This window comes from Gordonia sp. NPDC003422 (genome assembly GCF_053588675.1).
Genome location: NZ_JBSFQL010000003.1, coordinates 72,986 through 88,984 on the forward strand (window position 1 = coordinate 72,986; position 15,999 = coordinate 88,984).

At 65.8% G+C, this 15,999-nt stretch carries 17 protein-coding genes; 10 read left to right on the forward strand and 7 right to left on the reverse strand.

Going from position 1 to position 15,999, the window contains the following annotated elements; translation table 11 throughout:
* Window positions 1-13 precede the first annotated feature (13 nt).
* The 3 genes from ACWDTF_RS03745 (at window position 14) to ACWDTF_RS03755 (ending at window position 4,957) form a co-directional block, all read left to right on the forward strand.
* Window positions 14-646, forward strand: a complete 633-nt coding sequence (locus tag ACWDTF_RS03745) for a TIGR03085 family metal-binding protein (protein WP_355276028.1) — start codon at window positions 14-16, stop codon at window positions 644-646.
* Between the two features lie 87 nt (window positions 647-733).
* On the forward strand, window positions 734-3,694 hold the full coding sequence (locus ACWDTF_RS03750; protein WP_449753973.1) for a DNA translocase FtsK: 2,961 nt from the start codon (window positions 734-736) through the stop codon (window positions 3,692-3,694).
* 228 nt (window positions 3,695-3,922) lie between these two features.
* Window positions 3,923-4,957, forward strand: a complete 1,035-nt coding sequence (locus ACWDTF_RS03755; protein ID WP_240856956.1) for a TerC family protein — start codon at window positions 3,923-3,925, stop codon at window positions 4,955-4,957.
* A 17-nt stretch (window positions 4,958-4,974) separates the two neighbouring features.
* On the opposite strand, the gene ACWDTF_RS03760 is transcribed toward ACWDTF_RS03755, so the two are convergent.
* Window positions 4,975-5,259, reverse strand: coding sequence for a YciI family protein (locus tag ACWDTF_RS03760; RefSeq protein WP_240856957.1), 285 nt, complete (start codon window positions 5,257-5,259; stop codon window positions 4,975-4,977).
* Between the two features lie 40 nt (window positions 5,260-5,299).
* Window positions 5,300-5,839, reverse strand: coding sequence for an amino-acid N-acetyltransferase (locus ACWDTF_RS03765; protein ID WP_240856958.1), 540 nt, complete (start codon window positions 5,837-5,839; stop codon window positions 5,300-5,302).
* Window positions 5,840-5,983: 144 nt separating this feature from the next.
* Between ACWDTF_RS03765 and pgsA the strand changes: the two genes are divergently transcribed.
* From pgsA to ACWDTF_RS03790, 5 genes are all read left to right on the forward strand, one after another.
* Window positions 5,984-6,715, forward strand: coding sequence for a CDP-diacylglycerol--glycerol-3-phosphate 3-phosphatidyltransferase (gene pgsA, locus ACWDTF_RS03770; RefSeq protein ID WP_355276033.1), 732 nt, complete (start codon window positions 5,984-5,986; stop codon window positions 6,713-6,715).
* 137 nt (window positions 6,716-6,852) lie between these two features.
* Window positions 6,853-7,173, forward strand: coding sequence for a helix-turn-helix domain-containing protein (locus ACWDTF_RS03775; protein ID WP_240856960.1), 321 nt, complete (start codon window positions 6,853-6,855; stop codon window positions 7,171-7,173).
* Between the two features lie 107 nt (window positions 7,174-7,280).
* Window positions 7,281-8,102, forward strand: coding sequence for a PspA/IM30 family protein (locus ACWDTF_RS03780; protein ID WP_240856961.1), 822 nt, complete (start codon window positions 7,281-7,283; stop codon window positions 8,100-8,102).
* Window positions 8,103-8,104: 2 nt separating this feature from the next.
* On the forward strand, window positions 8,105-9,307 hold the full coding sequence (locus tag ACWDTF_RS03785; protein ID WP_240857036.1) for a glycosyltransferase: 1,203 nt from the start codon (window positions 8,105-8,107) through the stop codon (window positions 9,305-9,307).
* Window positions 9,298-9,492 carry a DUF3046 domain-containing protein gene (locus tag ACWDTF_RS03790; protein WP_240856962.1) on the forward strand — a complete coding sequence of 65 codons (195 nt, stop codon included), beginning with the start codon at window positions 9,298-9,300 and terminating at the stop codon, window positions 9,490-9,492. Before ACWDTF_RS03785 ends, ACWDTF_RS03790 begins: the two co-directional genes overlap by 10 nt.
* Window positions 9,493-9,496: 4 nt before the next feature.
* Here the strand turns inward: ACWDTF_RS03790 and ACWDTF_RS03795 are convergent, their stop codons facing one another.
* A complete protein-coding gene (locus ACWDTF_RS03795; protein ID WP_449753974.1) occupies window positions 9,497-10,789 on the reverse strand; it encodes a reverse transcriptase family protein in 1,293 nt (430 codons plus the stop codon).
* A gap of 201 nt (window positions 10,790-10,990) precedes the next feature.
* Between ACWDTF_RS03795 and recA the strand changes: the two genes are divergently transcribed.
* Both recA and ACWDTF_RS03805 read left to right on the forward strand, forming a co-directional pair.
* Window positions 10,991-12,034: a recombinase RecA gene (gene recA / locus ACWDTF_RS03800; protein ID WP_240856964.1), complete on the forward strand. Its 1,044-nt coding sequence runs from the start codon at window positions 10,991-10,993 to the stop codon at window positions 12,032-12,034.
* A 5-nt stretch (window positions 12,035-12,039) separates the two neighbouring features.
* The gene (locus ACWDTF_RS03805) at window positions 12,040-12,564 is read left to right on the forward strand and encodes a regulatory protein RecX (RefSeq protein ID WP_240856965.1); all 525 of its coding nucleotides are present in this window, start codon (window positions 12,040-12,042) and stop codon (window positions 12,562-12,564) included.
* On the opposite strand, the gene ACWDTF_RS03810 is transcribed toward ACWDTF_RS03805, so the two are convergent.
* Genes ACWDTF_RS03810 through ACWDTF_RS03825 form a run of 4 tightly spaced genes read right to left on the reverse strand, consistent with a single transcriptional unit; the run spans window position 12,561 to window position 15,896 of the window.
* Window positions 12,561-13,472 (reverse strand): amino acid ABC transporter permease, encoded by a 912-nt coding sequence (locus ACWDTF_RS03810; RefSeq protein WP_240856966.1) that lies wholly within the window; start codon window positions 13,470-13,472, stop codon window positions 12,561-12,563. The genes ACWDTF_RS03805 and ACWDTF_RS03810 overlap by 4 nt on opposite strands.
* The gene (locus ACWDTF_RS03815) at window positions 13,469-14,140 is read right to left on the reverse strand and encodes an amino acid ABC transporter permease (RefSeq protein ID WP_240856967.1); all 672 of its coding nucleotides are present in this window, start codon (window positions 14,138-14,140) and stop codon (window positions 13,469-13,471) included. The genes ACWDTF_RS03810 and ACWDTF_RS03815 overlap by 4 nt, the downstream gene beginning before the upstream one ends.
* 15 nt (window positions 14,141-14,155) lie before the next feature.
* Window positions 14,156-15,166 carry a glutamate ABC transporter substrate-binding protein gene (locus ACWDTF_RS03820; protein WP_240856968.1) on the reverse strand — a complete coding sequence of 337 codons (1,011 nt, stop codon included), beginning with the start codon at window positions 15,164-15,166 and terminating at the stop codon, window positions 14,156-14,158.
* Between the two features lies 1 nt (window position 15,167).
* Entirely contained in the window at window positions 15,168-15,896 is a 729-nt protein-coding gene (locus tag ACWDTF_RS03825) for an amino acid ABC transporter ATP-binding protein (protein WP_240857037.1), read from the reverse strand.
* Window positions 15,897-15,999: the final 103 nt, after the last annotated feature.

A 15,999-nucleotide genomic window follows, 5' to 3' on the forward strand; every position in this document is an offset into this window, starting at 1 on the left:
TAGGGTGGGCGGAGTGACCAGTGCCCAAGATGAACGCGCAGCCCTCGTCGACACGTTTCGAGCCAAGGGGCCCGACGCCCCGACCCTCTGTGAAGGATGGACCACCCGAGACCTGTTGGCGCACCTCGTGGTTCGCGAACGACGACTCGACACCGGTCCGGGCATCCTGATCAAACAGTTCGCCCCGCACACCGAGAAGGTCCGCAGCGTCGCCGCTGCCAAGGACTGGGACGTCCTCCTCGACGAACTGGCCGGCGGGCCACCGGTCTACTCACCGTTCAAGCTGGTCGATCGCTGGGCCAACCTGGGGGAGATGTTCGTCCACCACGAGGATGTGCTGCGCGGCGGCGCCGATCCCGACGGACCATGGGTGCCACGGCAACTCTCCGATCAGCTGAGTTCCGACCTGCGGACCCCGGCCCGCAGCATCGGCAAGATGGCGTTGAAGAACGTGCCGGCGACGGTGACGTTGCGAACCGACTCCGGTGAGGACCTCGTGACGGTCGGCCACGGCGATCCGGTCACCATCACCGGCACCCCGGGCGAACTGACGTTGTTCGCGTTCGGTCGCGCACCCGTTGACCTGGAATTCTCCGGTGACGATGCCGCGGTAGCCGCGGTGAAGGCCAGCAAGCGCGGCTTCTGACTCGAAGGGGTCACGAATTCGATACGCGATCGTGTTGCCGGTGTTGCTCATGTGACTGTGGTGACTCTCAGATACTAGGCTGTCGGCATGGCTTCGAGAGCGAGCACGGGTTCACGCGCGTCCGCGTCGCGTGGTGGGACAACAGCGTCCCGGGGGAGAACGTCGTCTGCGAAGTCCGGAGGAACGCGCTCGTCGCGGACCGGACAGACCGCCGGGAGGCAGCGCACAGGTAATCGGGGCACCGGTAATCAGGGCTCCGGCAAGGCGTCGGCGTCGGGTCGCGCGAAGAAGGCCACCCCGAAGCCGGCACCACGCAACACTGCGGTAGCGGAGTCGGCCGACCTGCACCGGCGGTCGATCGCCGCCAGCGGCGCGGCATCGGTCGGCAAGGGCATCGGCGCCGGGTGGTCGCTGCTCGCCAAGGGCGTCGGCAGCATGGCACGGGCCGGTTCGACCATCGGCAGCGGACCGCGCGCCGACGCGCGCGCAGACTACGACGACTATGACGACCAGGAGTTGACGGACTTCGACGCGCCCGACGGCGAGTATCGCGACGACACGGGGTACGTCGTCGGATATGACGGCGGCTCCGACGACGGCGGCTTCGAGGACAGCGAATCCCTCGTACGACGTCGACGCGACCAGAACCGAACCTCGGCCGGCCACTCGCACCGCCGGGACGGCGTCGCGCTCGGGTTGCTGGCCTTCGCACTGCTTGTCGGTGCCAGCGTGTGGTTCGGCGCGGCCGGACCGGTGGGTGCGTTCGTCGACGCGTTGATCCGGGCGATCATCGGTTCGGTGGTGCTGGTGCTGCCCGTTGCGCTCGTGGCGCTCGCGGTGGTGCTGATGCGGCGACCGCCCGCGCCGGAGCGCCGGGCCCGCTACATCGGTGGTGGTCTGCTCGTGGTGCTCCCGATCCTCGGCCTGATGCACCTCATCGCGGGCGCTCCCATCGACCTACCCGGACGGTCCGGGGCGTCCGGGTTCCTCGGATTCGCGGTCGGGACACCCCTCACCAACGGTGTGACCATCTGGATCTCGGTACCGATCCTGCTGCTGTGCGCCGCGTTCGGCGTGCTGCTCTTGAGCGGGCGGACCGTGCGTGAGGTCATCGACTTTGCGGCGGGCTACTTCGGACTCGGAGATCCGTCCGGCCGTTCCGCGAGAACCGAGCACATCGACGACGACTACGACTCCGACGACTACGACGATGCGGGCCCGGTCGACTACGACGACGTGGACGGCTACGACGAGCCGGACTGGGCGGGCTCGGCTCGCGGTATGACCGCCGGCCAGATTCGTGACCGTGCCTACTCCGGTGATCCGTATGAGAACTATCCCCCCGACGTCACCCCGAGCCGCCGATCGCGCGCCACGTCGCGGAGCCTCGCGGATGCACCCACCGACGAGATCGTCGACGAGGTCACCGAACCCATTGTCGACGAGATCACCGAGGAGATCGGTCGACCGGCACCGCGCAAGCCGCGAGCGCCCCGCAAACCTCGCGTGGAGAAGGAACCGGCCGCCGCGCCTGCGGCACCCGATGTGCCCGAGGGCGACTATCGGCTGCCACCGTCGTCGTTGCTGATCGACGGAGATCCACCCAAGCAGGGCAGCCGGTCCAACGACGACATGATCGACCGCATCTCCGGTGTGCTCGAACAGTTCAAGATCGACGCCGCGGTGACCGGCTACACGCGCGGTCCGACGGTCACCCGCTACGAGGTGGAACTCGGACCCGGCGTCAAGGTCGAGAAGATCACCGCGCTGCAGCGCAACATCGCCTACGCGGTCGCCACCGACAACGTGCGCCTGCTGGCGCCGATCCCGGGCAAGTCGGCAGTCGGTATCGAGGTGCCGAACTCCGATCGGGAGATGGTGCGTCTGGCCGATGTGCTCAACGCGTCATCGACCCGAAAAGACAAGCATCCGTTGGTGATCGGCCTCGGCAAGGACATCGAGGGCGATTTCGTCAGCGCCAATCTGGCCAAGATGCCGCACCTGCTGGTCGCCGGATCGACCGGATCGGGCAAGTCGAGCTTCGTGAACTCGATGCTGGTGTCGCTGCTCACGCGTGCCACACCCGAACAGGTGCGGATGATCCTGATCGACCCGAAGATGGTCGAGCTCACGCCGTATGAAGGCATCCCGCACCTCATCACCCCGATCATCACACAGCCGAAGAAGGCGGCGGCGGCGCTGGCGTGGCTGGTCGAGGAGATGGAGCAGCGCTACCAGGACATGAAGGCGTCGCGCGTCCGCCACATCGACGACTTCAACGCGAAGGTGAACTCCGGCGAGATCACCACGCCGCTCGGCTCCGAACGCGTGTACAAGCCGTATCCGTACATCCTGGCCATCGTCGACGAGCTCGCCGACCTCATGATGACCGCGCCACGCGACGTGGAGGATGCGATCGTGCGCATCACCCAGAAGGCGCGTGCTGCCGGTATCCATCTGGTCCTGGCCACCCAGCGTCCCTCGGTGGACGTTGTGACCGGCCTGATCAAGACCAACGTGCCCTCGCGGCTGGCGTTCGCGACGTCCTCGCTCACCGATTCGCGCGTGATCCTCGATCAGCCCGGCGCCGAGAAGCTCATCGGCATGGGCGATGGACTGTTCCTGCCGATGGGCGCCAACAAGCCCATCCGTATGCAGGGTGCGTTCATCACCGACGAGGAGATCGGCGCGGTCGTCGACTTCAGCCGCGAACAGGCCGATCCGGAGTACACCGAGGGCGTGACGACGGCGAAGGCCGGTGACAAGAAGGACATCGACGCCGACATCGGCAACGACCTCGACGATCTCCTGCAGGCCATCGAACTCGTGGTGTCCAGTCAGTTCGGGTCGACGTCGATGCTGCAGCGCAAGCTTCGCGTCGGATTCGCGAAGGCCGGGCGGCTCATGGATCTGATGGAGACCCGCGGCGTTGTCGGACCGAGCGAGGGGTCCAAAGCGCGTGAGGTCTTGGTGAAGCCGGAGGACCTGGCCGGTGTGATCGCGTCGATCACCGGTGGCGGTGACGACGCGGGCGAAACCACCGAATAGGACCGGCCGGGTTTCCATGTCGGAATTGTTCGGTTAGGCTGGGCAACGATCGAAGAGGGGAGTATCCCCGATCTCGTGGCGTTTCCGTCAATACGGTCGAGATGTCATCCGGTGCCGAACACCGTGTGCTCATGTCCCGGCCCGGATGCGCCGGTCCGGTTCAACCCCCGGGCGGGAGAGACCTCTGGCATCGCAACGTAACGCTGCGCGCTGGAGGTAGTAGGTCTCATGGTTGTCTCGCCCACCGTCTGGGTCATCACCTGTGTGGTGATCCTGGCGCTTTTCGTCTTCGACTTCTTTGCCCACGTGCGTGTTCCCCACGCGCCGTCGCTGAAGGAATCCGGTACCTGGTCGGCGGTCTACATCACGATCGCACTGATCTTCGGTCTCTTCGTCTGGTGGAAGTGGGGTGGCACCTACGGCGGTGAGTACTACGCCGGCTATGTCACCGAGAAGGCACTGTCCGTCGACAACCTGTTCGTCTTCGTCATCATCATGTCGAAGTTCGCCGTGCCCAAGGAGTATCAGCAGAAGGTGCTGCTCCTGGGCATCGTGATGGCGCTGGTGATGCGCGGTATCTTCATCGCGGTCGGTGCCGCGGCCATCAATGCCTACAGCTGGGTGTTCTACCTGTTCGGTGCATTCCTCATCTTCACCGCGATCAAGCTGCTGCGTGAGAGCGACGATCCCGTCGAACACGAGGAGCAGCGCGAAAGCCGACTCGAGCGGTTCGTGAAGCGAGTCCTGCGCACCCATGACGAATACGACCGCGACAAGCTGTTCACCCGCGTGAACGGCAAGCGGCTGGCCACCCCGATGCTCACCGTGCTCATCGTTATCGGGTTCACCGACGTGTTGTTCGCCCTGGACTCGATCCCGGCGATCTACGGACTGACCCAGGAGGCCTACCTGGTGTTCACGGCCAACGCGTTCGCACTGATGGGTCTGCGCCAGCTGTACTTCCTGCTCGGCGGACTGCTCGACCGCCTCGTCTACCTGTCCTTCGGGCTGTCGTTCATCCTGGCGTTCATCGGCGTCAAACTCGTGCTGCACGCGCTGCACGAGAACACCCTGCCGTTCATCAACGGCGGCGAGCACGTCAGCGTCCCGGAGATATCGACACCGATGTCGCTCGGCGTCATCGTCGGCACGCTGGTGATCACGACGGTGGCCAGCCTCTTGTCGTCGAAGAAGCCGGATGCCGAACAGGTGGAAGCCGCCGAGCCGTCAGAACCGGAGAAGCAGCGACCGTCGGAGCCGTGACGCGAAGGCTGTAGCAATCAGTCACCGAACGGACCGTAGATGTTGGTCCACTCCTTGACCTCGACGGCGTCGATGGCCTCGTGCGCGTTGAACGGATCGTTCGCGAGAAATGCCTCGGCACCGTCGAGGTCGTCGGCGCGGACGAGGATCAGCGCGCCGGTGCCGTCGGGGTAGGGGCCGGCGATGAGGATGTTGCCGGCGCTGTGTTCTTCGCCGAGCCACTCGCGGTGCAGCGCGCGGTGCTGGTCACGGATCGCTGCCTTGGCGGGGCGATATGTGTAGTGGACGGCGAAGATCGCCACTGTGTGCTCCTCGGTGGTGTTGGGTCGAATGGGGGTCGGGTCAGAGGTTGGCCAGCATCCTGGTGTTACCCAGCGTATTCGGCTTGACGTAGCTCAGGTCGAGGAACTCGGCGACGCCGGTGTCATAGGACCGGCACATCTCCTCGAACACCTCGCGGGTGACGGGGGTGCCCTCGATCTCGACGAATCCGTGCCGGGCGAAGAAGCTGGTCTCGAAGGTGAGCACGAAGACCCGGGAGAGCTGAAGCTCACGTGCGACGTCCATGAGGCGTCCCACGAGAACGTGGCCGATCCCGCGTCCGGCATGGGCATTGTCGACGGCGACGGTGCGCACCTCGCCGAGGTCGGCCCACAGCACGTGGAGCGCACCGCATCCCACGACCACGCCGTCGACGTCGGCGACCCAGAACTCCTGGACGGCTTCGTAGAGGGTGACCAGGTTCTTCTCGAGGAGAATGCGGCCCGCGTACTGATCGATGAGCTCCTTGATGCGCGGTACGTCGGAGGTTCGTGCGCGACGGATCACGGTCGACCCGGGGGTCGTGGCAGGCGTTCCGGTGCCGTCGGCGTCACTGTGCATACGGACATCTTGCCTTCTCGGCATGGGAGTGTCCGGGGCTGGTTCCGACCTCGTCGCAACCGCGTATGGAACGGGCCGATACGCTGGGCACGTGCGGATCTACCACCTTGCCGGCAAACAGGCGACACGGCAGGGCGTGTGCCCATGACCGAACGGATGCGGCGGGCGGTCGGCGAGCACCCCATCGCGAATGCGGGACGTGGTCCCGACCACATCACCGATCCGGTCGACCCGGTGCCGGTGATGAACATCGCGAACGCCCTCACCGTGTTCCGGATCATCCTGGTCCCGATCTTTCTGATCGCATTGTTCGTCGACGGCGGCGAGAGCACCACGTGGCGGATCGTGGCGGCGGTGATCTTCGCGGTGGCCGCGCTCACCGATCGGTACGACGGACGAGTGGCGCGCGAACGCGGCCTCATCACAGACTTCGGCAAACTCGCGGATCCGATCGCCGACAAGGCGCTGATCGGGGCGGCGCTGATCGGGCTGTCGATCCTCGACATCCTGCCGTGGTGGGTGACTGCGGTGATCCTCGCGCGCGAGCTGTGGGTGACGGCCCTGCGATTCTGGGTGCTGAGGCACCGCGTCATCCCGGCCAGTCGCGGTGGCAAGCTCAAGACCCTCCTGCAAGCGGTGTCGATCGGGCTCTATCTACTTCCGCTCAGTGGTGCCTGGCAGGTCGCGGCGGACATCATCATGGGCGTTGCTCTGGTCATCACGGTGCTCACCGGTCTCGACTACACGTGGCAGGCTTGGTCGGCCCGGACCAAGGGGCGCGAGGACGAGTCGGAGTCGACCCGAGATCACGACGCGGCGCCTGGACGCAATGGTTCGCTGCGCGATGACGCGTCCGAACGACAGACCGGGGTGTGAACGGCGCCCGGCCAGAACTTCGACTACTGTCGTTCAAACGGATCGTCGGGGAACGGAACGACCGGCCGGTGCGTTGAATGACCTGAGTGCACCCGTATGGGTGGCAGGTCAGGGGAATCAGACGGAGAGGGGTCTCGATGGCGATGCTTCTGCGCGAGGCACTGGGCGAGAGCCTGCGCCGGGTGCGTACAGACCAGGGCCGGACGCTGCGCGAGGTGTCCACCGACGCCCGGGTGAGCCTCGGCTACCTCTCGGAGGTGGAGCGCGGACAGAAGGAGGCGTCGAGCGAACTGCTCGCGGCCATCTGTGATGCGCTCGACGTGGAGATCGCCGATCTGCTCCTCGACGCGGGCAACGCGATGCGGCCTGCCGAACTGGCCGGCTCCGAGTTCGAGTCCACCGTGGTCATCCCGGCCCCGGCCGATCATCGCAAGGCAACGGCACTCGCCGCAGCCTGAGACCGTCTCCGACGGCGTCAAGCAGATGACGCCGCCACCATTGCGCCGTCTCAGACGCTAAATTGGGGTGCAAAGTTCTCTACCGCTGAATTGGAGTGACGACGAGCATGGCGAACCCGTTCGTGAAGATGTGGCGCTACCTGATGGCACTCGGAAACCAGAAGATCGACGAGAACGCCGATCCCAAGGTGCAGATCCAGCAGGCCATCGAGGATGCGCAACGTCAGCACCAGGCGTTGAGTCAGCAGGCCGCGTCGGTCATCGGCAACCAGCGTCAGCTGGAGATGAAGCTCAACCGCCAGCTCGAAGAGGTGGAGAAGCTGCAGGCCAACACCCGGCAGGCGCTGACGCTGGCCGATCAGGCCGCGGCCGCCGGTGACACGCAGAAGGCGACCGAGTACACCAACGCCGCGGAGGCATTTGCTGCCCAGCTCGTGACCGCGGAGCAGAGCGTCGAAGACCTGAAATCACTGCACGATCAGTCGCTGCAGGCCGCCGCGCAGGCCAAGAAGGCGGTCGAACGCAACGCACTCGTCCTGCAGCAGAAGCTTGCCGAGCGGTCGAAGCTGCTCAGCCAGCTGGAGCAGGCGAAGATGCAGGAGCAGGTGAGCGCCTCGCTCAATCAGATGAGCGAGCTGTCGGTGCCGGGCAACACCCCCAACCTCGACCAGGTCCGCGAGAAGATCGAACGTCGATACGCGAACGCACTCGGGTCGGCCGAGCTGGCCCAGAACTCGGTGCAGGGTCGGATGGCGGAGGTCGAGCAGGCGGGCATCCAGATGGCCGGACACTCACGACTGGAGCAGATCCGTGCGAGCATGCGCGGTGAGGCCCTCCCGTCCGCGGGCGCTCAGGGCGCGGTTGCGCCGCCCGCCGCGGCTCCGGCGCCTCCGTCGGTCACCAAAGAGCCCGGACAAGCGGGTAGCTGACGCTGCGCGTTGCGATAGTCGCGGGTCCCGATGCGGGACATGCCTTTCCGGCATTTGCGCTGGCCGAGCGATTCGCCACCGGAGGCGATGCGCCAACCGTCTTCACCGGCCTGCGATGGCAGGATGCGGCTCGTCGGCGCCAGGTGGACATCACTGAGTTGCCTGGACTCGCCGTGGCCGAGAACGACGATGATGCCGATGCCGGCGAGAAGTTGTCCGCGCGTGCGGCCAGGATGGCGGTTGCTCTCCGGCCGTTGATCGACAGCGGTGATCACGACTTGGTGATCTCCGACGTCATCACCGTGGCAGGCGGTTGGGCGGCCCAGATGTGTGGGCTGCCGTGGATCGAGCTGTCGCCGCACCCGCTGTATCTGCCGTCGAAGGGATTGCCACCCGTCGGCTCGGGACTCGCTGCGGGCACCGGCGTTCGCGGACGGTTACGTGACAGCGCGATGCGCGCCTTGAGCGCCACGTCGGTCCGTCAGGGGGAGCGGCAGCGGGAGAGCGCCCGCGCCACCGTCGGATTGACCGGCGCCGGGTCTTGCCCCGACGCCCGATTTGTGGCGACGCTTCCCGGACTGGAGGTGTATCGGCCGGATTGGCCGGCTCGCACCCATCTGATCGGACCGCTGTTGTGGGAGCCCACCGACGAGTCGTTCGACGCGCCGAGGGGGCCCGGGCCGCTGGTGATCGTCGCGCCGTCGACCGCGGTCACCGGAGCGCAGGACATGGTGACGGCGACGTTGCGCGGGTTGTCGGAGCTGAAATCGCCGGTCCGCGTGGTGGTTTCGTCGCTCGACCCGCCGGATGTGGTTACCGGGCACCCGAACATGACGGTGGTGTCCGGCCTGGGCCGTCAAGACGAGATCCTCGCCGACGCCGACCTCGCGGTGTGCGGTGCCGGGCACGGGATGCTGGCCAAGGCGCTGCTCGCCGGAGTGCCGGTGGTGACGGTGCCGGGCGGCGGTGACCAGTGGGAACTCGCCAACCGGGTGAACCGTCTGGGGGCGGGTCGTTTGGTGCGCCCGGTCACCGCCGACGCGATCACCGATGCCGCCCGCACGATCCTTGCCGATCCCGGATTCACCGACGCTGCACGGCGCATCGGCGCGTCCAACGCGGATGTCGTCGACCCGGTCGCGGTGGCACGACACGTGGTCGCCATCGCCGCCGGGAGGGAACGTAGGGTGGGACCGTGCGCCTGACCGAGTTCACCGATCTGATGACTGCGGAATTCGGTGTGCCGTCGGCAGATTCGATCCTTGTCGACCATGTGCTGACCGAGTTCGGTGGCCGCACGGGCGCACAGGCCATCGACGACGGGGAGGACCCACGCGACGTGTGGGTGGCCATCTGCCGGGACTTCGACGTGCCGAAGCAACGGTGGTAGGCGCCTACCAGTGCACGTGGTCGGCCATGTCCAGCAGACGTCTGCGTCGGGTTTCGGAGGTCGCGCCGACCCAGGCGATGAGGCCGTACACATGCGCGCGGAAATCCGGGTGGGCGCTGTGGTTCTGTGATTCGGGGCCGTGCCGGGCCGCGTTGTGCAGCAAGGCCCGCAGCCGGTCGTAGTCTTCGCGCGACACCTGCGGGCGGTCGTTGACCACGAGGCCGGCCAGGCGCTGACGCTGGTGCGCCGGCATGATGCGCACCTTCTCCGGGTGCACGACAAACCCGCAGTCCTCGACGATCCGGAGCAGCGTCCACAGCGCGCGGTCGGCGTCCATGGCATCCCCGGAGACTGCCAGGTCGTCGCCATATCGTGTGTAACGCAACTGATTTCGTCGGGCGTATCCGTCGAGTCGTTGGTCGAGCCTGCGCAAGGCCAGGTTTGCCAGGTGCGGTGAGGTCGGCGCACCCTGCGGGAGATGGCGTCGGCGCAGCAACCCGGCGTGCGCGGGGTCGACGCCGACGAGTTGGTCGGGCGGGGTTGTGGTGGTGCACAGTTCGGCCAGTACCCGTGCGACACCCGCCGGATATCCCGCCTGCGCGAACACGTGTCGGACCCGCGACACGGTGATCGACTCGAAACAATGGCGAAGGTCGGCGCGCAGGACCACCGGTCGATCGCTGTGCGCCCACGCGAAGGCCGCGGTCGAGCCGCCGGGAACAAAGCCGCGCGCAGCCGGATGCGCCGGAATCCGTTGGACGAGACGGCGCAGGATCCGGCGCTGTGTTTCCCGCAACATGGGTTTGGGTGCTTCGATGATCCTTGTGCCGGTGCGCTTTTCGCGGTGGGACACCCGATAGTGCCGCAGGGCCGGGCGTGCTGTGGTCAGCCACGACCCGCGGTCGGCGAACCAATCCACCTCCGCCGGTGTGAGAGCCAGCCAGGCCGCGACATCGTCGACACCGGTGAGGACGGGCAGTTCGTAGGGGAGGGAATCGATCGGTGCCGGACCGGGCAGGTCGATCGGGTGGCCGCGGTGCTCGGGTTGTTGCCATCGGCGCAAGGCCTCACGGATGAGGGCCGGTCGGGATGACCGGAACGTGCAGCAGCGGCGCCGTGAAGCACGCGAAGCGTGCCGTCCGGCGTCGGACGCAGAGACCAACTGTGGAATGTACCCAGGGGTTGCCCCTGAGACGGATCGATTGATCCACTCTCGCCCCGACCTGCCCCACCACGCAGATGACGCTAACCGATCGTCGGGACTCGGGCAGATCTGACGCGCGTGTCGCCTTGCCATCGAACACGTGTTCGTCCATGCTGTGGGTCAGAGGGAACCGGGAGCGAGGCTCTCGCGTCCAAGAGAGTGTCACAGAAGAACGCAATGCCGCAGAAGAACAGTTTTGTCATAGCCCGCAGATAACGTGCAGACGTGAAATCCCGGACATCGAAATCACCAGCCGGACAGAAGTCACCTGCCGGACAACGGAGGAGAAACCCCATGGCACCAGCCCCGCAAGACCGCGAGAAGGCTCTCGACCTGGCTCTCGCGCAGATCGACAAGAACTTCGGCAAGGGATCGGTGATGCGGCTCGGAGAGGAGACCCGCCAGCCGATCGAGGTCATCCCGACCGGCTCGATCGCGCTCGACGTCGCGCTCGGCATCGGTGGTCTGCCGCGTGGACGCATCGTCGAGATCTACGGACCGGAGTCCTCGGGTAAGACCACCGTGGCGCTGCACGCCGTGGCGAACGCGCAGGCGCAGGGCGGTATCGCGGCCTTCATCGACGCGGAGCATGCGCTCGACCCCGACTACGCGGCCCGGCTCGGTGTCGACACCGACGCACTGCTGGTGTCGCAGCCCGACACCGGCGAGCAGGCACTGGAGATCGCCGACATGCTGATCCGCTCGGGTGCGCTCGACATCCTCGTCATCGACTCGGTGGCCGCGCTCGTGCCGCGCGCCGAGATCGAGGGCGAGATGGGAGACAGCCACGTCGGCCTGCAGGCCCGCCTGATGAGCCAGGCGCTGCGCAAGATGACCTCGGCGCTGAGCAACTCCAAGACCACGGCCATCTTCATCAACCAGCTCCGCGAGAAGATCGGCGTGATGTTCGGCTCGCCGGAGACCACCACGGGCGGCAAGGCGCTGAAGTTCTATTCGTCTGTGCGACTGGATGTCCGGCGCATCGAGACGCTGAAGGACGGTACCGACGCGGTCGGTAACCGCACGCGGGTGAAGGTCGTCAAGAACAAGGTGGCGCCGCCGTTCAAGCAGGCCGAGTTCGACATCCTCTACGGCCAGGGCATCTCCAAGGAGGGCTCGCTGATCGACATGGGCGTGGCCGAGGGCTTCATCCGCAAGTCCGGCTCGTGGTTCACCTACGAGGGCGATCAACTCGGCCAGGGCAAGGAGAACGCCCGCAAGTTCCTGCTCGAGAACACCGACATCCGCGACGAGGTCGAGAAGAAGATCAAAGAGAAACTGGGTATCGGCGCGGTCGTCGACGCCGACGATGTCGCACCTGCCCCGGTGGAGTTCTGAACCGGATGACCGACGCCTCGGACCCCGAGGAGCCCACCGGTCCCAGTGCCTGGGACGCGGCGCTACGGCTTCTCGGGGTCCGAGCGCGTTCTCGCCAAGAAATGGCGCAGCGGCTGGCGCGCAAGGGTTTTGACGAGGACACGGTCGCCGACGTGATGGCTCGGCTCGACCGTCACCAGCTCATCGACGACACCGACTTCGCCACGGAATGGGTGCGCTCGCGGCACGCGCATTCGGGCCGCGGTCGGGTGGCACTACGGCACGAGTTGCGGGCCAAGGGAATCGACGAATCCACCATCAGCGCCACCCTCGCGGAGGTGGACCCGGACGACGAACGGGCGATGGCCGCGAGCCTCGTCGCGCGCAAACTGACCCCTTCCGCGGCCGAGCGCGTGGCTGCCGACCCGGCCGAGCGCGACAAGGCCTTTCGCCGGCTGGTCGGCATGCTGGTTCGGCGGGGCTACGCGCAGTCGATGGCGATCGACGTCGTGACCGAGGAGCTCGAGGTACGCCTAGGAGACACGCCCTAAGTGCCGGTTGACCGCGACGACTTGGCAATGAACGGCATGTTCTCCATCGCGGCGGCGTCGGCCTGGTCGTGGTCGGGTGTGTCGACCTTCCGGCGACCCGAGCGCAGCCGCTTCTCCAACCAGGTCGCAAACCACGACAGAGCGAAGTTGATGGCGATCATGATGACCGCGACCACGAACAGCGCCGGGATGTAGTTGCCGTAGCGGGCCGACGACAGCAGTGCCGACCGGATGATCTCCGAGTAGCCGATGATGTAGCCGAGCGCACTGTCCTTCAGCGCGACGACCATTTGAGAGACCAGCGCCGGCATCATCGCCGTGATCGCCTGCGGCAGCAGGATGACGCGCATCATCTGTCCCTTGCGCAGACCCAGGGCCTTGGACGCCTCGGTCTGGCCGTTGGGCAGCGAGTTGATACCCGAGCGCAGGATCTCTGCCATGACCGACCCGTTGTAGAGCGTCAATCCGGTCACGACCGCGGCGAAGGCCAACTGTGACGCCGGCACGATGCCGTAGATCGCGAACAGGAACCAGGTGAAGACCATCAGGATCAGCACCGGAATTGCCCGGAACACTTCGACGAAGAACCCGGCGACGAGGCGTACCCATAGGTGATCGGAGAGTCGTCCGATACCCAGCACCGCACCGAGGATCAGGGCGAGGACGATGGATACCGCCGCTGCCGCCAACGTGCGGAACAGGCCGGGAAGGATGTACCCCGACCAGGTGCTCCACTTGAGGAAGGGGCTCCACTTCTCGCCGAGGAACTGGTCGTTGCCGGCGAGCACGATGATCACCCATGCCGCGATCGCAATCAGGACTGCGATGAAGACGACCGCGATGATGCGGTTGCGCATCCGGGCCTTGGGCCCGGGTGCGTCATAGAGGACGGTTGCGTCGGCGCTCATCGCTTCACCGCCAGTCGCTTGGCCAGCCAGCCGAAGATGAATCCTTCGGTGAGGGTGATGATCATGAATCCGACGGCGATGATGCCGAAGATCAAGAACAGTTGGTCGGAGTAGGTTTCGATCTCTGTCTTCATCAACAGCGACGCCTCGGCAACACCGATCGCGGAGGCGATGGTGGTGTTCTTCGTCAGGGCGATGAGGACGCTGCCGAGCGGACCGATGACCGACCGGAGCGCCTGCGGCAGCACGATGACCCCGAAGACCTGGGTGAACGACAGTCCGAGTGACCGCGCCGCCTCCGCCTGGCCGAGGGGCACCGTGTTGAAGCCGGAGCGAAGTGTCTCGCAGACGAAGGTCGCCGTGTAGGCGATGAAGCCGACCACGGCGAGCCAGAAGTTGTTGGTCTTGAGCGTCGAGGAGAACGTGACGCCCAGGTTGTAGGAGAGGCCGATGGCACAGAACAGGATGATCAGCGTGAGCGGTGTGTTGCGAAAGACGTTGACGTACACGGTCGCGAATCCGCGCATCACCGGTACCGGCGACACACGCATGCCGGCGAGAATGATTCCCCAGACCAGCGAGCCGATCGCGGAGAAGAAGGTCAGCTGAAGGGTTACCCAGAATGCAGGCCAGAGTTCTGGCCCCATGGATTCCCAGAGTTCACTCATGTCGTGTCACCTTCCTCACTGCAGATCGGCCGGGCACGGTGTCGACGGGGAGTCGAGGAACTCGAGATTGCCCGGGTCGGGTTTGTAGGAGAAGCTGTCGTTGCGTTCGGCGCGGGTGGCGATCATGTCCACATACGAGGTGCCGAGGTTGTCCTGCAGCGCCTTGGTCCACGGTGAGGTTCCGCCGGCCTCGGGGGTGAGCATCTTGTCGAGGGCGGCGTTGATCGCTTCCTGCGACGCCGTGTCGCCCTTGCCGAGCCCGATGCCGTAGCGCTCGGTGGAGAACGGCGCGCCGGCCTTCTTCAGCACCTTCTTGCCGCTGCTCGTCACACACGCTGCCTTGGGGTAGGTCATCTCGACGAGCTTGAACTGTTCACCCCAGAAGTTGTTGTAGCCGGCCAGGATCGCCTCGTCGGTGGTCAGTGCGTCGACCTTGCCCCGGCGTAGTCCCTCGACGCAGGCCGAGTACGTGTCGTACTCCTGGAGTTGGACCGACGGCAGTTGCGCCTTGACGTTCTGCGCCGACGTCGACCCCGAGACAGAGCACAGCTTCTTGCCCTTGTTGAGATCGGTCAGGGTGTTGATCGAGTCGTCGTCCTCGCGGACCAGCAGGCCCTGATAGGTCGTGAGGTAGGGCCCGCCGAAGTCGACCTTCTTCGACCGTGCCGCGTTGATCGAATAGGTGGCGGCGATCATGTCGACCTCGCCGTTCTCGATCATCGCCTCGCGGCGCGCCGACGGCGTCTCACGCCAGGTGATCTTCGGATGGTCGACGCCGAGTTGATCGGCGATGGCGTTCACGACGTACGTCGACACATCGGCGTCGAAGCCGTCGACCCCGCCGGTCTCGGGGTCGTACAGGCCGAGGCCGGGCTGATCGAACTTCACGCCGAGGACCACGTTGCCGTCCCGGATGGAATCGAGCAGGTTGCGCGGTTCGGTGCTGCCGCACGCGGCAAGGAATCCGCCGACGATCGCCACGGCGAACACGAGAACACCGAGACGTTTTGTCGAGTTGCGTGCCATCTCAGTGGCCCAGGATCTTGCCGAGGAAGTCGCGGGCCCGCTCCGACTTCGGTTGGGTGAAGAAGGATTCCGGATCGGTGTCCTCGACGATTGCGCCGTCGGCCATGAAGATGATGCGGTCGGCCGCCTTGCGTGCGAAGCCCATCTCGTGGGTCACCACCAGCATGGTCATGCCCTCTTTGGCGAGGGACACCATCACGTCGAGCACCTCGTTGACCATCTCGGGGTCGAGCGCGGAGGTGGGTTCGTCGAACAGCATCACCTTGGGTTCCATGGCGAGCGATCGCGCGATCGCCACACGCTGCTGCTGTCCGCCGGACAACTGCGCGGGGTACTTGTCCTTCTGGGTGGCGATGCCCACGCGCTCGAGCAGGGCGAGAGCCTGTTTGGTGGCGTCGGCCTTGCTCTTCTTGCGCACCTTGGTCGGCGCGAGGGTGACGTTGTCGATGATCGTCTTGTGCGAGAACAGATTGAAGGACTGGAAGACCATGCCGACGTCGGCGCGCAGCCCGGCGAGGTCCTTGCCTTCGGCGGGAAGCAGTTTCCCTTCGACGTAGATCTCGCCGCTGTCGATGGGTTCGAGCCGGTTGATGGTTCGGCACAGGGTCGATTTGCCCGAGCCCGACGGCCCGAGCACCACGACGACCTGCCCGGTCGGCACTTCGAGATTGATGTCCTTGAGCACGTGCAGCGAACCGAAGTGTTTCTGCACATCCTTCATGACGATCATCGGCGACCCGGTGGTTCCCGATGCTGCTTGCGTCTGCGACGCGTCATTCGGCGAAACGGTCATAAGGCACCCTAACCGCGTAATCGGCCTCAGTCGCGCTGGA

Excerpts from the sequence above, each read along its gene's own strand:
- recA (WP_240856964.1), top strand. The coding sequence starts at position 10,991 with ATGGCACCAGCCCCGCAAGACCGCGAGAAGGCTCTCGACCTGGCTCTC.
- ACWDTF_RS03825 (WP_240857037.1), bottom strand. The coding sequence starts at position 15,896 with ATGATCGTCATGAAGGATGTGCAGAAACACTTCGGTTCGCTGCACGTG.
- ACWDTF_RS03795 (WP_449753974.1), bottom strand. The coding sequence starts at position 10,789 with ATGGCAAGGCGACACGCGCGTCAGATCTGCCCGAGTCCCGACGATCGG.
- ACWDTF_RS03780 (WP_240856961.1), top strand. The coding sequence starts at position 7,281 with ATGGCGAACCCGTTCGTGAAGATGTGGCGCTACCTGATGGCACTCGGA.
- ACWDTF_RS03755 (WP_240856956.1), top strand. The coding sequence starts at position 3,923 with ATGGTTGTCTCGCCCACCGTCTGGGTCATCACCTGTGTGGTGATCCTG.
- ACWDTF_RS03805 (WP_240856965.1), top strand. The coding sequence starts at position 12,040 with ATGACCGACGCCTCGGACCCCGAGGAGCCCACCGGTCCCAGTGCCTGG.
- ACWDTF_RS03750 (WP_449753973.1), top strand. The coding sequence starts at position 734 with ATGGCTTCGAGAGCGAGCACGGGTTCACGCGCGTCCGCGTCGCGTGGT.
- ACWDTF_RS03765 (WP_240856958.1), bottom strand. The coding sequence starts at position 5,839 with ATGCACAGTGACGCCGACGGCACCGGAACGCCTGCCACGACCCCCGGG.
- pgsA (WP_355276033.1), top strand. The coding sequence starts at position 5,984 with ATGACCGAACGGATGCGGCGGGCGGTCGGCGAGCACCCCATCGCGAAT.
- ACWDTF_RS03820 (WP_240856968.1), bottom strand. The coding sequence starts at position 15,166 with ATGGCACGCAACTCGACAAAACGTCTCGGTGTTCTCGTGTTCGCCGTG.
- ACWDTF_RS03810 (WP_240856966.1), bottom strand. The coding sequence starts at position 13,472 with ATGAGCGCCGACGCAACCGTCCTCTATGACGCACCCGGGCCCAAGGCC.
- ACWDTF_RS03815 (WP_240856967.1), bottom strand. The coding sequence starts at position 14,140 with ATGAGTGAACTCTGGGAATCCATGGGGCCAGAACTCTGGCCTGCATTC.
- ACWDTF_RS03775 (WP_240856960.1), top strand. The coding sequence starts at position 6,853 with ATGGCGATGCTTCTGCGCGAGGCACTGGGCGAGAGCCTGCGCCGGGTG.